11 protein-coding genes are annotated in these 12,647 nt (G+C 70.9%); 4 read left to right on the top strand and 7 right to left on the bottom strand.

Features of this window, described 5'->3' with window-relative positions; all coding sequences use genetic code 11:
- Window positions 1-41: 41 nt before the first annotated feature.
- Entirely contained in the window at window positions 42-845 is an 804-nt protein-coding gene (locus B7Z76_RS07690; RefSeq protein ID WP_236656435.1) for a hypothetical protein, read from the bottom strand.
- Window positions 846-1,021: 176 nt separating this feature from the next.
- Between B7Z76_RS07690 and B7Z76_RS07695 the strand changes: the two genes are divergently transcribed.
- The 3 genes from B7Z76_RS07695 to B7Z76_RS07705 all read left to right on the top strand — a co-directional run bounded on the left by B7Z76_RS07695 (window position 1,022) and on the right by B7Z76_RS07705 (window position 3,758).
- Window positions 1,022-1,855 (top strand): DUF6502 family protein, encoded by an 834-nt coding sequence (locus B7Z76_RS07695; RefSeq protein ID WP_174504289.1) that lies wholly within the window; start codon window positions 1,022-1,024, stop codon window positions 1,853-1,855.
- The gene (locus B7Z76_RS07700; RefSeq protein WP_291343141.1) at window positions 1,836-3,095 is read left to right on the top strand and encodes a DUF5666 domain-containing protein; all 1,260 of its coding nucleotides are present in this window, start codon (window positions 1,836-1,838) and stop codon (window positions 3,093-3,095) included. The genes B7Z76_RS07695 and B7Z76_RS07700 overlap by 20 nt, the downstream gene beginning before the upstream one ends.
- A 132-nt stretch (window positions 3,096-3,227) precedes the next feature.
- A complete protein-coding gene (locus B7Z76_RS07705) occupies window positions 3,228-3,758 on the top strand; it encodes an Hsp20/alpha crystallin family protein (RefSeq protein WP_174504287.1) in 531 nt (176 codons plus the stop codon).
- A gap of 125 nt (window positions 3,759-3,883) precedes the next feature.
- On the opposite strand, the gene B7Z76_RS07710 is transcribed toward B7Z76_RS07705, so the two are convergent.
- Window positions 3,884-4,777, bottom strand: a complete 894-nt coding sequence (locus B7Z76_RS07710; protein WP_291343143.1) for a M48 family metalloprotease — start codon at window positions 4,775-4,777, stop codon at window positions 3,884-3,886.
- A 224-nt stretch (window positions 4,778-5,001) separates the two neighbouring features.
- On the opposite strand from B7Z76_RS07710, the gene B7Z76_RS07715 reads away from it, so the two are divergent.
- The gene (locus tag B7Z76_RS07715) at window positions 5,002-5,715 is read left to right on the top strand and encodes a ribonuclease activity regulator RraA (protein WP_174504285.1); all 714 of its coding nucleotides are present in this window, start codon (window positions 5,002-5,004) and stop codon (window positions 5,713-5,715) included.
- Between the two features lie 115 nt (window positions 5,716-5,830).
- Here B7Z76_RS07715 and panE read toward each other — a convergent pair whose 3' ends face one another.
- From panE to ptsP, 5 genes are all read right to left on the bottom strand, one after another.
- Window positions 5,831-6,745 (bottom strand): 2-dehydropantoate 2-reductase, encoded by a 915-nt coding sequence (gene panE / locus B7Z76_RS07720; protein WP_174504284.1) that lies wholly within the window; start codon window positions 6,743-6,745, stop codon window positions 5,831-5,833.
- Window positions 6,746-6,860: 115 nt separating this feature from the next.
- Window positions 6,861-7,298, bottom strand: coding sequence for a PaaI family thioesterase (locus tag B7Z76_RS07725; RefSeq protein ID WP_291343146.1), 438 nt, complete (start codon window positions 7,296-7,298; stop codon window positions 6,861-6,863).
- 68 nt (window positions 7,299-7,366) lie between these two features.
- Complete coding sequence (locus tag B7Z76_RS07730) at window positions 7,367-9,061, bottom strand: PTS fructose transporter subunit IIC (protein WP_291343148.1); 1,695 nt, start codon at window positions 9,059-9,061, stop codon at window positions 7,367-7,369.
- Window positions 9,058-10,026 carry a 1-phosphofructokinase gene (gene pfkB / locus B7Z76_RS07735; protein ID WP_291343150.1) on the bottom strand — a complete coding sequence of 323 codons (969 nt, stop codon included), beginning with the start codon at window positions 10,024-10,026 and terminating at the stop codon, window positions 9,058-9,060. The genes B7Z76_RS07730 and pfkB overlap by 4 nt, the downstream gene beginning before the upstream one ends.
- Window positions 10,023-12,518, bottom strand: a complete 2,496-nt coding sequence (ptsP, locus tag B7Z76_RS07740; protein ID WP_291343152.1) for a phosphoenolpyruvate--protein phosphotransferase — start codon at window positions 12,516-12,518, stop codon at window positions 10,023-10,025. The genes pfkB and ptsP overlap by 4 nt, the downstream gene beginning before the upstream one ends.
- Between the last annotated feature and the right edge of the window lie 129 nt (window positions 12,519-12,647).

The raw sequence follows: 12,647 nt of genomic DNA on the forward strand, positions 1-12,647 counted from the left end.
GCGGATTCCCGTTTTTTCTGGTTAAACTATTGAAACAGCGCTCAGAAATGCGCCATGACGCCGAGTCCGGCGCCAAACGCGGCACTTTGCGACGTCAGCCCACGCGTAGCGTAAAGCTGCAATTCCCAACGGAAATTCATCCGCAGGTTATATGCCAGTATGGCGGAGGCCACCGCCGTCCGCCGTTTCTGGATCGGCGTGTGGCCAATCAGGATAACGCTGACGAACTGCCGGGGCGTCACCGCCACCGCCACCCCCGGCTCGAAGGTCACGACGTTCTGCAGATGCAGCCCCGGCAGGCGGCCGACCACGCGGTAGCCGAGCTGGAGGTAGGGGAACACCCGGTCGCCGATCCGCCAGATCGTCCGCACGCCGGCTTCCTCGTCGAACCGCCCGGTCCCGAGCCCCTTGCGATAGGAGGCGACCGGCAGCTTCACCTTCACATAGGGCTCGATGGCCGGCATCGGCCCGCGCGCGTGGTCGAGCCGGTATTCAGCCTTGACCCAGACATCGCCGAGCCCCTGGCGGGTGGCGCTGGACCCGTGGCCGGAAATGACCGCCTGCCCGGCCACGATCCCGGCCCCCGCCACGGCGATATAGGGCACTTCGACCCGCACCAGCAGCCGGTCGTGCCGATAGACGACCGACAAGGGCAGGTCATAGATGTGGATCGTGTGGTGGGTGCCGAACCGCCCGGTGAACAGCGAGGGTTCGAGCCCGATGGTGAACCCGTTGGGCGCCGCGGCGCGGGCGTGGCCCGGCAGGGCCATGGCAGCGAGCAGGGCGATCGCCGATCCCCCCCGACACCCTCCCGCCGCCGCGCGCAAGCTTCCCAAGACCGTCATCGCGCTCCCATAATGAACCGATCCAGTATCATAATGGAATATGTCATTCCAATGGCCGAGACTGCTGTCATCCGATTGCAAATTTTTGTACGTGTATTATGTGGGAGTTTATCACACATGGAACGCGGGGCGGATGGCGGCGAGCCACCCACGCCACGGTCGGCGGGCGAGCGGGAATGGAATCCGATATCGAGAACATGCTGGGCCGGTTGCTGCGCCCCCTCGTCGCCTACCTGATGCGGCGGGGCTGGGGCTATATCGCGTTCCGCGACCTGCTCAAGCGCGTCTATATCGATGAAGCCGTCCGCAACCACGAGGGCGGCACCAGCCCGACCGACAGCCAGATCAGCGCCGTCACCGGCATCAACCGCCGCGAAGTCAAGCGCCTGCGCGAGGCCGCCGCCACCGCGGCGCCGCCGCCGCCGCGCGACCCGATGGCCGGCGTCAACGCCGCGGCAAGGGTGATCGGGACCTGGGTCTCCGCCGCCGCCTTCCGCGATGCGACCGGCGCGCCGCGGCCGCTGACGGTGCGCGGCGAAGGCGACGATCCGGGGTTCGACGCCCTGCTCCGCGCCGCGAAGGTCGATGTGCGCGGCCGAACCATCATCGAGGAGCTCGAGCGCGCCGGCGTGATCGAGCGGCTGGCCGACGATCGCATAAGCCTGCTGCGCGCCGCCTTCACCCCCGGCGAGCCGCGCGACAAGCTGCTCTTCCTCGCCGCCAATGTCGGCGACCACATGCGCAGCGCCTTCCACAACCTCGCCGGCGACAGCCCGGTCTTCATCGAGCGGGCGCTGTTCCACAACGGCATCGGCGAAACCCGGCTGAACGCCGCCCGCCCCGTCCTGTCAGACATGGCAGACCGCCTTCTGCGCCAGTGCAACGAACACCTGCTCGAGGGCAATCTCGCCAGCACCGAGGCCGAGGGCGCGGGCGATGGCGAGGGCAAGCTGCGCCGGCTCCGCCTCGGGGTTTATTATTACGAGACCGATGCCGATGACCGTCCCTGAGCCGACCGCACCTCACCGCAAGCGCCGCCGCCGCGGCTTGCTGCTCGCACTCCTGCTCGGCATCCTGCCGGCAGCGGCTGGCGCGCAGGAGGCCGGCGGCATCGGCGGCACCGGGATCAGCCATGAAGCCGGCGGTATCGGTGGGACCGGCGTAAGCCGGGAAACCGGCGGCATCGGCGGCACCGGAATCACGCACGAACCCGGCGGCATCGGCGGCACCGGCATCGGCCGCGCAAGCGCGCCCATCGTCGGCTACGGCCCGATCCAGCGCTTCGGCAGCGTCTTCGTGAACAATCGGGAATACCGCATCACCGCCGGCACCCTGGTCACGATCGACGGTCAGCCGGCCACCGCCGCCGCCCTCCGGGTGGGCGACATGGCGATCGTCCACGGCGTCGCCGAGGGCGCGCATGGCGGCATCGCCCGCAGCATCGCCACCTGGCAGGCGATCATCGGCCCGGTCACCCACATCGCCGCCAACGGGCGGGAGATCACCGTGCTGCACCAGACCGTGCTGCTGCCCCGCCCGGTGCCGGGCGCAACACTGCATCCGGGGCAGACGGTCGGGATCTCCGCCCAGCGCCAGGCCGATGGCAACTGGGTCGCCTCCCGCGTCACCACCCTGCCCGAATCGCGCAGCTTCCGGCTCGAAACCACGCTCGGCGCGAGCCCGCCCGGGCAGGCGCGGCTCGGCGGCCTCGTCCTGCCGGCCAGGCCCGGCATGCTCGACGGGCTGCACCAGGGCGAGCGCGTCATCGCCACCGGCACCGTGATCGACGGGCATCCGGTGCTCGGCACAATCGTGCCGCGCCCGCTGCGGCTGGGCGCGCCGGGCACGCGGGTCGAGGCGGTGAATTTCTTCCGCTCCGCCGGCAACGGGCGCCTCGTCGCCGCCGACGGCATGCAGGCGAAGGCACCGGCCGGCGTGCACCGGTTCGATGGCCTCACCCGCGTCGAGGTGATCGGCGAGCTCTCCGAAGCCGGCGAGATCACGGCAACCGATGTGACCCCCGAACTCCCCGAACCGCCCGAAACCGGCCCGTCCGGCGGCAAGCCGGGGGAGATCGGCGAGCCCGCCCACGCCGCGCTGCCGGGACACCATCTCGAGCCGCCGGAAGTCGGCGAGGCGCCGGAGGCCGAGACGGTGGAGGACAGCGCGCCGGAAATCGAGGTCCCGAACCCGCAGACGCCGGAGCCGGACATCGACGCGCCCGAGATCGAGCCGCCCTCCGACCAGTAGCCGCGCGCCTGTCTGTCTGATTTCCCGAGTATCTCTGTCCGATCAGATGAATCCATCCGATCGGGCGATGCTCTAGATTTCTGGGAGTCGACACCGTCGGCTCAACCCTGTCACCCGGAAAGGATCGCAGCCATGTCGAGTACCCAGGTCGAACCCCGGCCCAAATCCGCCGAGCCGGAGCGCCGCCATGCCGGCATGCCGGATTTCTGGCGCCCCTTCGAATCCCTGCGCCGCGAGGTCAATCGCCTGTTCGAAGATTTCGACGGCATTCCGCCGCGCCGCGCCCGGCAGGCCGGCTTCCCGTTCGAGCCGTTCTGGTCGCGCGGGCCGGATTCCCCGGCCGTCGATGTCATCGAGCAGGACAAGGCGTTCGTCATCACCGCCGAGCTGCCGGGGCTCGCGCTCAAGGACGTCGAGATCAAGGCCACCGACGACACGCTGTCGATCTCCGGTGAAAAGCGCAGCGCGCAGGAAACCACGACGGCGGACTACCAGCTCAACGAACGCCGCTATGGTCGGTTCGAGCGGCGCTTCAGCCTGCCCGGCAGCGCCGATCCGGCGCGGATCGAGGCGCAGTTCGCCAACGGGGTGCTGACCATCACCCTGCCGAAACGGCCCGAGGCCATCCGCGCCGAGCGCAAGATCGAGATCAAGGCGGGCTGATCCGCAAGGGGCGCGCCACACCGGCGCGCCCAGCTCCGCATCGCCGCAATCCCCAATCCGCACACGGCATCATCCGATCGGATGGAATCAGCTGACCGGATAAAGATGCTCGGTTTGTCAGCGTGCTAGAGCATTACATCCGATCCGGCAGGATCGAAATGCGCTCTGGCGTCGAACTGCGCCATGCGGCGCAGCCGGGCGATGCGCTCGCGCAGCGGCGGATGGGTTGCGAACAGCGCATCGAACGTGGTGCCAGCGAGCGGGTTGACGATGAAGAGCGAGGCCGTCGCCGGGTTGCGCTCGGCATCGTCATTGCCGACCCAGCGCGCCGCCTCCCCGATCCGCGCCAGCGCCCGCGCCAGCGCCAGCGGCTGGCCGGTCAGCGCGGCCGCGCCGGCATCGGCGGCATATTCACGGGCGCGGGAAATGGCGAGCTGCACCAGCGTCGCCGAAAGCGGCGCGAGGATCAGCAGCAGCGCGCCGCCGATGCCGGCGAACGGGCTCGCCCGGCGCTCGTCGCCGCCGCCGAAGATCAGCGCGAGATTGGACATCATGCCGATCGCCCCGGCCAGCGTCGCGGTGACCGTCATCGTCAGCGTGTCGCGATGGCGGATATGCGAGAGTTCGTGCGCGAGCACGCCGGCCAGCTCCGCCTCGTCCAGCGCGCCCAGCAGCCCGGTGGTGACGGCAACCGCCGCATGCGCCGGATCGCGCCCGGTGGCGAAGGCGTTCGGCTGGTCCGCCTCGATCACGAACACACGCGGCACCGGCAGCCCCGCCTTGCGCGCCAGCAGCTCGACCAGCGCGACGAGGCGGGGAAACGCCGCCGGATCAGCCGGCCGCGCCCCATAGGCCGCCAGCACCGCCCGGTCCGCCACCCAATAGGTCACGAGATTTCCCGCCGCCGCGATCGCGAAGGCGATCGATGCACCCGTGCCGCCGCCCACACCATAGCCAACCGCCATGAACAGCGCGGTGAGCAACGCCATCAGCAAGCCGGTCCGGACCAGGTTCGCCATGACACGCCGCCTTTCATCAGCACCGGGAGCAGAGCCGGGAGCAATACCGGGAGCAGCGCCGGCATCATGTCTGATAGGCCACGGGCGGGCCGGCATCATTGAGGTGAATCAACCCCCGCGCATTGACCCCGCGCCAGCTTGTGTGATCTGCTCGCACATAGTCCTCATCACCCCGCCGGACCGGCGCATAGCAGCCCGGCCGCCTTGCCCCCGCGAGATGCGACATGCTCAAGCCGGACACACGCGCGCAACTCACCCGCGTCAGCACCGCCACCCTTGCCACCGCCCTGTTCCGGCGCGGCCTGCGCCAGCAGGTGATCCAGGGCGCGCTGCCGCTCAGCCCGCCGCGTCAGAGCATGGTCGGCGAGGCCTTCACCCTGCGCTACATCCCGGCGCGCGAGGATCTCAACCCGATCACCGTGTTCCGCAACCGCGACCACAAACAGCGCCAGGCGATCGAGACCTGCCCGCAAGGTGCGGTTCTGGTGATCGACAGCCGCAAGGACGCCCGCGCCGCCTCGGCCGGCGGCATTCTCGTCACCCGGCTGATGCAGCGCGGCGCAGCCGGCATCGTCACCGATGGCGGCTTCCGCGACAGCGCCGAGATCGCCGCTCTCGGCTTTCCCGCCTATCACACGAGGCCGAGCGCGCCGACCAACCTCACCCTCCACCAGGCGATCGCGATCGACGACCCGATCAGCTGCGGCGACGCGCCGGTCTTCCCCGGCGACGTGATCGTGGGCGATGCCGATGGCGTGATCGTGCTGCCCGCCCATCTGGCCGACGAACTCGCACGGGAAGCGACGGAGATGACGGCGTTCGAGGATTTCGTCACCGAGCGGGTGCGCGAAGGCGCCTCCATTCTCGGCCTCTACCCGGCGACCGACCCCGCAACCGAGACCGACTTCGCCGCCTGGCGCGCCCGCACCGGCCGCTAGGGCAGGTTCCGATCCATCCGGATCGGATGCCGTGCTCTATCTTGTTGATAATTAGAGCATCTTTATCCGATCAGATGATTCCATCTGATCGGATGAAACCGGGTACGCGCGCGCGTTACCCGGCGCGGCGGATCTCATAGGCGCGCAGATGCGCATCGGCGATGGCGAGCAGCTTGCAGGCCGCCGGATCGCCCCGCCGCAGCAGGTCGCCGATGATGTGCGCGCCCTCGATCCGCCCGCCCTGCTCGATGTCCCGCAGCATCGAGGCGGTCATCGTCGAGCCTCGGGTGGCGAGCCATTCCTTCAGCCGCGCCGATGCCGCCGGGCGCAGCTCGAAGCCGTGCCGCGCGGCAATGCCGGCGCATTCGGCCGCCAGCCCGAGCGCGATCTCGGCACCGCCAGCCTCGACGATCACCCCCACCGGCGCGCGCATCAGGCAGGTAATGCCCGCGAGCGCGGCGATGAACACCCATTTCTCCCACATGTCCTGCATGATCGCATCGCTCAGCCTTGTGACGAAGCCGGCCCTGCCGAACAGCTCGGCGATCGTCCGCGCCCGCGCATCCTGCCCGGAGGCGCGCGGGCCGAAGGTCAGCGTGTGCGCGTCGTTGAGATGCAGCACCCTCCCCTCGGCATCGAGGGCGGCGGAAATCACGCACTGCCCGCCCAGCACGATTGGCGCGCCGAACCGCGCATCCAGCACGTCGAGATGGCGCATGCCGTTGAGCAGCGGCAGGACCAGCGTATGCGGGCCGATGGCTGGCGCCATCGCCGCCACCGCATCGTCGAGATCATAGGCCTTGCAGCTCAGCAGCACGAGATCGAAGACCGGCTCCAGCCGGTCGGCCGTCACTACCGAGGGTGCGGGCAGATGGACATCGCCCTTCACGCTGCGGATGACGAGACCGCCCGCCGCCAGCGCCTGCGCCCGCGCCGGACGCACGAGGAACGTCACGTCGAGGCCGGCCTCGGCCAGCCTGCCGCCGAAATACCCACCGGTGCCGCCGGCACCGACCACCAGAATGCGCATGGAGTCTCTCCTTAGAACACGTTCCGATCCATCAGGATCGGATGCCGTGCTTCATTTTGTTGATAATAAGAGCATCTTTATTCGATCAGATGATTCCATCTGATCGGATGATGCTCTAGCGCTGCATGACGATGAGAGTCGAAGTCGCGGAAGCATAGAGCCGTCCGCTCACATCCGTCAGCTTCGCTTCCGAGAAGCCGGCGCGCCGGCCGAGCGAGATCACCGTGCCCACCGCCCGCACCACCCCGGTCTCGGCCGTCATCGCCCGGTGATACGAAACCTTCAGCTCCAGCGTCGAATAGGCCTGCTCGGCGGTGAGCATCGTATGCACGGCGCAGCCGCAGGCGGAATCGAGCAGTGCTGCGGCGTAGCCCCCATGCACCGTGCCGAGCGGATTATAAACCTCGCGCCCCGGGCTGCCCTCGAACACCACCCGCCCCTCGGCGATCTCGACCAGGCGGAACCCCAGCGTCCGCCCCATCGCGAGCAGATCGGAATCCATCACGGCGCGAAGCTGGTCGATGCCGGGAAGCGGCGGCATGGTATCGGACATAGGGTATCCTGTCTGTCGTTGAGCGCCATGCCTAACCCGGCCTGCCGCAAGCGGCAATCCCGCGCATCTCATCCCTCCGGCGTGGCCAGCCGCGCCTTCACCAGCCCCAACATCAAAGCCGTCACCGCCGATCCGGCGAGGATGGCGACGACATAGAGCCCCAGATGCGTCACCGCGTTCGGGATCGGCAGCACGAACACCCCGCCATGCGGCACGCGCAGCTTCACATCCGCCACCATCGAGATCGCTCCGGCCACCGCCGATCCGGTCATGGTGCAGGGGATCACGCGGAACGGGTCCTCGGCGGCGTAGGGAATCGCCCCCTCGGTGATGAAGGACAGACCAAGCACCGCGGTCGGCAGGCCGGATTCGCGCTCGATCGTGGTGAAGCGGCTGGCGAACAGCCTGGTCGCCAGTGCCACGCCGAGCGGCGGCGTCATCCCCGCCGCCATCACCGCCGCCATCGGCGTATAGACCCGCGCCGACAGCAGGCCGACCGCGAAGGTGTAGGCCGCCTTGTTCACCGGCCCGCCCATGTCGAACGCCATCATCGCGCCGAGCAGCAGGCCGAGGGCAAGCGCGCCCGACCCCTGCATCGAACGCAGCACATGCGTCATCAGGTGCAGCAGCTCGGCGACCGGACGGCCGATCACATAGACCATCAACAGCCCGGTGAAGAGCGTGCCGAGGACCGGCAGCAGCAGCACCGGCTTCAACCCCTGCAAGCCGCGCGGCAGGCGCAGGGTCTCGTTCAGCCAGCGCGTCGCATAGCCGCCGATGAAGCCGGCGAGGATCGCGCCGAGAAATCCCGCCCCGGTCAGCGCGGCGAGCAATCCGCCGATCATCCCCGGTGCGAGCCCCGGCCGATCGGCGATGGAATAGGCGATGTAGCCGCCGAGCACCGGCACGAACAGGGTGAAGGCCGATTTCGCGCCGATCTCGAACAGCGCGCCGGCGAAGCTGCGCGCCGCCGCCGCGTCGGTCGCGTGGATGCCGCCAAGGGCGAAGGCCAGCGCGATCAGCAGCCCGCCGGCGGTGACGAACGGGATCATGAACGAAACGCCGGTCATCAGGTGCCGGTACGGCCCAGGCCGCGCCCGCGCAGCACCGGCGCGGGAGTCCGGCCGCACCGTGCCACCCTGGACCTCGGCCTCGTCGAGCGCGCGGGCGATCAGCGCCTTGCCATCGTTGATCGCGGCCTTGGTGCCGCTGTGGAACACGCGCTTGCCGGCGAACCGGGCGAGATCCACCTGCCGGTCGGCGGCGATCAGCACGAGATCCGCCGCCGCGATTTCCGCCCCGGTCAGCTTCGTTCCCGCACCAACCGATCCCTGCGTCTCGACGCGGATTTCGTCGCCCAGCGCCGCCGCCGCCCGCAACAACGCCTCGGCGGCCATGAAGGTATGGGCGATGCCGGTGGGGCAGGAGGTGACCGCGACGATCCGCCGCCCGCCGGCAGGAGGACTGTCCAGCGCGCGGCGCAGCACGGCGCCGGCATCCGCCAGCACCTCGTCCAGCGTCGCGCCGTACCGCCGCATCCCGGCGAAGCGGGGATCGCCCGCCGCCTGCGGACCGATCTCGATCGCCAGCGAAGCCGCAGCGATCCGCGCGGCGGCGAGCGGATCGCGCACGCCATCGTCGCCGCCGATCTCGATCGCGATATCATGCCCCGCATCGAGCGCCGCGCGGCGCAGCGCCTCCGCCGCGAGCAGGCGCGAGACAGCACCCGGCCCGCCGGCAATCACCGCAACGATGACACTCATGCCGCCCCCACCCCCTCATGCTCGACGACAACCGCCCGCGCCAGCGCCTCGACCGCGTCGCGCCCGGGCAGGTTGGCCCCCGGCGCGCGCAGCTTGGCGGCGGCGAAGGCGGTGCCGAGCCGGGCGATCCGTTCCAGCCCCGCCGCCGCATGCATCCCGGCGATGATGCCGGCGACCATCGCATCCCCGGCTCCGACCGTGCTGGCAACCCGCATCGGCGGCAGCGCCGCGCGCAGACAGCCGCGACCGGTGACGAACAGCGCCCCCTCGGCGCCGAGCGAGACCGCGACCAGCGCCACACCGCGCCCGACCAGCCCGCGCGCCGCATCCCGCAGCGAAGCCGCATCGGCAAGGCGCCGCCCGGCCAGCGCCTCCAGCTCGGCGCGGTTCGGCTTGATGCACCAGGGCGGCGCGGCGCCGGCCAGGGCGCGGGCGAGCGGCGGGCCGGAACTGTCGAGCAGCACCCGCGCGCCGCGCGCGGCGAGGGCGGCGGCGAGCTCGGCGTAAAACCCCGCATCCACCCCCGCCGGCAGGCTGCCAGCGAGCAGCACGACCGCGCCCGGCACCGCGAGGCGGAGCAGAAGCGCGCTCACCGCCCGCAGCGATGACGCCGTCACCTCCAGCCCCGGCAGGTTGATGTCGGTGGTCTCGCCCGCATGCGCGAGCTTGACATTGGTGCGGGTCTCGCCCGGCACGCGGATACATTCGTCGCGGATCGCCTTGGCCGCGAACAGCCGGACGAAGGGCGCTTCATTGGCGCGGCCGAGCAAACCCGCGGCGATCACCGGAATCCCGCCCCAATCGGCCAGGCAACTCGCGACATTGACCCCCTTGCCCCCGGCATGGAACACGACGCCGCGCGCCCGGTGCACCGTGCCGGGGGCAAGGGCATCCAGCTCGATCGTCTCGTCGATCGCCGGGTTCAGCGTCAGCGTGATCACCGGAGCGGTGCGGGGGGCAATCATGCGCCCGCCTCCAGCGCCCGCACCTCGTCCGCCGTCGCGGCGGCGAGCGCGCGGGCGGCCAGCGCCCGCAGCGCCTCGACCCGCGCGCCGCACAGCCGCGCCTTCACCGCCGCGATATCCGGCGGCGCCATCGACAGCGCCGTCACCCCGAGCCCGGCGAGCAGGGCGGCGCCGGCCGGATCGCCGGCCATCCCGCCGCATACGCTGACCGGGCATCCACGCGTCGCCGCCCCCGTCACAACCTGCGCCACCAGCCGCAGCACGGCCGGATGCAGGCTGTCCGCCGCGGCGGCGAGGTCGGGGTTCTGCCGGTCGGTCGCAAGGGTGTACTGTGTCAGGTCGTTGGTGCCGATCGAGAGGAAATCGCACTGCGCGGCCAGACGATCCGCCATGACCGCCGCCGCCGGCACCTCGATCATGATGCCCACTGGCAGCACCGGCGCGCCAAGGGCCGCGCGCACCCGCTCGCAGGCGGCGCGCAGCCGGACGATCTCATCCTCCGAGGTCACCATCGGGAACATCACCGCCACATCCCCGCCCGCCATCGCCGCGCGATAGATCGCGCGCAGCTGCGGCTCCAGCAGGTCCGGCCGGCGCAGCAGCAGCCGTGCCCCGCGCACGCCGAGAAACGGATTCGCCTCGCGCTTCAGGCCGAGATGCGGCGCCTGCTTGTCGCCGCCGAGATCGAGCGCGCGGATCACCAGCCGCCGCCCGTCCACCGCCGCGATCATCGCGCGGTAGACCTCCAGCTGCGCGGCCTCGTCCGGCGGCGCAGTGGCATCGAGGACGAGGAACTCGGTGCGCATCAGCCCGACGCCCTCGCCGCCCGCCGCGAGCGCCGCCGCCACGAGGCCGGGCCGGTCGACATTGGCGGCGATGCCGATGCGCTGGCCATCCTGCGTCACCGCCGGCGCAGCTGCTGCGCGGGCCGCCACCGCCTGCCGCACGCGGGACGAAGCGCGCCAGGCGATGGCCGCATCGAGCGCCGCCGCCGGCGGATCGGGGTAGAGGCATCCCGTTGCGCCATCGAGGATCGCCATCACGCCGGAGGGCAGGCCGAGCAGCGCGTCGCCGCCGCCGACCAGCGCCGGCAGGCCGAGCGTGCGGGCGAGAATGGCGGTGTGCGCGGCCGGCCCGCCCGCCGCCGTCGCCAGCCCGACCACGCGCGCGGGATCGAGCCCCGCCATCTCCGAGGGCGGGAGATCCGGTGCGACGAGAATCCACTCTCCCTCCGGCAGCGCCGCCAGCCCATCGACCGCAGACGCGGGGTCGAGACAGGCGAGCACCCGCCGGCCGGCATCGCGCAGATCGGCCGCGCGCCCGGCCAGCACCGGATCGTCCAGCGCCGCCAGCGAAGCCGCACGCTGGCCGACCGCCGCCTGCCACGCCGAGGCCGGTCCATGCCCCTCGACCATCCGTCGGCAGGCCGCGACGATCAGCTCGTCATCGTGCAGCAGCTCCGCCTGGGCGCGGAAGATCGCCGCCTCGCCGGCGCCGAGCCGGGTTGAAGCCGTTGTCGCGAGCGCGTGCAGCGCCGCGCGCGCCGCCGCCAGCGCCGCCTCCAGCCGTGCCGCGCCCTCGGCCAGCGGCAGCGTCTCGTCGGCAATCTCCGCCGCGCTGCCCGCCATCACATGCAGCCTGCCAATCGCAAGGCCGGGGCTTGCCGCGATCCCGCCGATCACGGCGAGTGGTCCGGGCGGCGTCCAGCCCCGCGCGGATCGCGGGGCGGGCGCCTGCGCTGCCGGCGCGGCAAGCGAGGCAAGCCGCGCCCGCAGCCAGGCGAGGCCGGCGGCGTCATCCTCCCCCTCGGCGGAGATCACCACGCGGTCGCCGGCGCGCAGGCCGAGATGCAGCAAGGCGACGAGATTGCGCCCGTCCGCCACCTCGTCGCCATGTCGCACCCGAACCCTGAGGCCGCTCTGCCGCGCCGCCTCCGCCCAGGCGGCGGCCGGCCGCGCGTGCAGCCCGGCGGGATCGGTCACCACCATCTCGAACCGGTGCGCGAAATCCGCCGCCGCTTCATCGGATTGCGGCAGTTCGCGCGCCTCCTCGCCCGCCAGCGCCTCGACGATCTCCAGCACCTCCGCCGTCGCGGCAAGGGAAGCGAGCCTGTCCCGATCCTGCATCAGCGCGGCGAGGCGGCGCAGGATGGCGAGATGCGCCTCCCCCCGCGCGGCGATGGCGACGATGAGCCGCGCCACCTGCCCCGCCCCCCAATCCACCCCGCCCGGCACCTGCAACACCGCAATGCCGTCGCGCCGGATCAGGTGCCGGTCATCGCCCATGCCATGCGGGATGGCGACGCCATGGCCGAGAAACGTGCCGGTCACAGCTTCCCGGTGCAGCATGCTCCGCGTATATTCCGGCGCGATGCAGCCCGCATCTTCGAGCAGGCGGGCGGCCGCGCCGATCGCCGCCTCCTTCGAGGCGGGTGCTGCGCCGAGCCCGACCAGCGCGGGGCCGAAAGCGACATCCTGCAAGGCGGGCGGCATTGGCGGTTTCCTCGTTTCCCCAGAGCGCTTTCCGTTCAGATGGCTCCATCTGAACGGATGATGCTCTGTCATACTTCTAAAGCGGGCATCTTTATCCGATCAGATGGCTCCATCTGAACGGATGATGCC

Source organism: Acidiphilium sp. 20-67-58 (assembly GCF_002255515.1).
In the GTDB taxonomy this organism is placed as follows: Bacteria; Pseudomonadota; Alphaproteobacteria; order Acetobacterales; family Acetobacteraceae; genus Acidiphilium.

Coding starts and splice junctions, on each gene's coding strand:
- B7Z76_RS07695 (WP_174504289.1), top strand. CDS start 1,022: ATGGAATCCGATATCGAGAACATGCTGGGCCGGTTGCTGCGCCCCCTC.
- B7Z76_RS07715 (WP_174504285.1), top strand. CDS start 5,002: ATGCTCAAGCCGGACACACGCGCGCAACTCACCCGCGTCAGCACCGCC.
- B7Z76_RS07725 (WP_291343146.1), bottom strand. CDS start 7,298: ATGTCCGATACCATGCCGCCGCTTCCCGGCATCGACCAGCTTCGCGCC.
- B7Z76_RS07690 (WP_236656435.1), bottom strand. CDS start 845: ATGACGGTCTTGGGAAGCTTGCGCGCGGCGGCGGGAGGGTGTCGGGGG.
- panE (WP_174504284.1), bottom strand. CDS start 6,745: ATGCGCATTCTGGTGGTCGGTGCCGGCGGCACCGGTGGGTATTTCGGC.
- ptsP (WP_291343152.1), bottom strand. CDS start 12,518: ATGCCGCCCGCCTTGCAGGATGTCGCTTTCGGCCCCGCGCTGGTCGGG.
- B7Z76_RS07730 (WP_291343148.1), bottom strand. CDS start 9,061: ATGAGTGTCATCGTTGCGGTGATTGCCGGCGGGCCGGGTGCTGTCTCG.
- B7Z76_RS07705 (WP_174504287.1), top strand. CDS start 3,228: ATGTCGAGTACCCAGGTCGAACCCCGGCCCAAATCCGCCGAGCCGGAG.
- B7Z76_RS07700 (WP_291343141.1), top strand. CDS start 1,836: ATGCCGATGACCGTCCCTGAGCCGACCGCACCTCACCGCAAGCGCCGC.
- pfkB (WP_291343150.1), bottom strand. CDS start 10,026: ATGATTGCCCCCCGCACCGCTCCGGTGATCACGCTGACGCTGAACCCG.
- B7Z76_RS07710 (WP_291343143.1), bottom strand. CDS start 4,777: ATGGCGAACCTGGTCCGGACCGGCTTGCTGATGGCGTTGCTCACCGCG.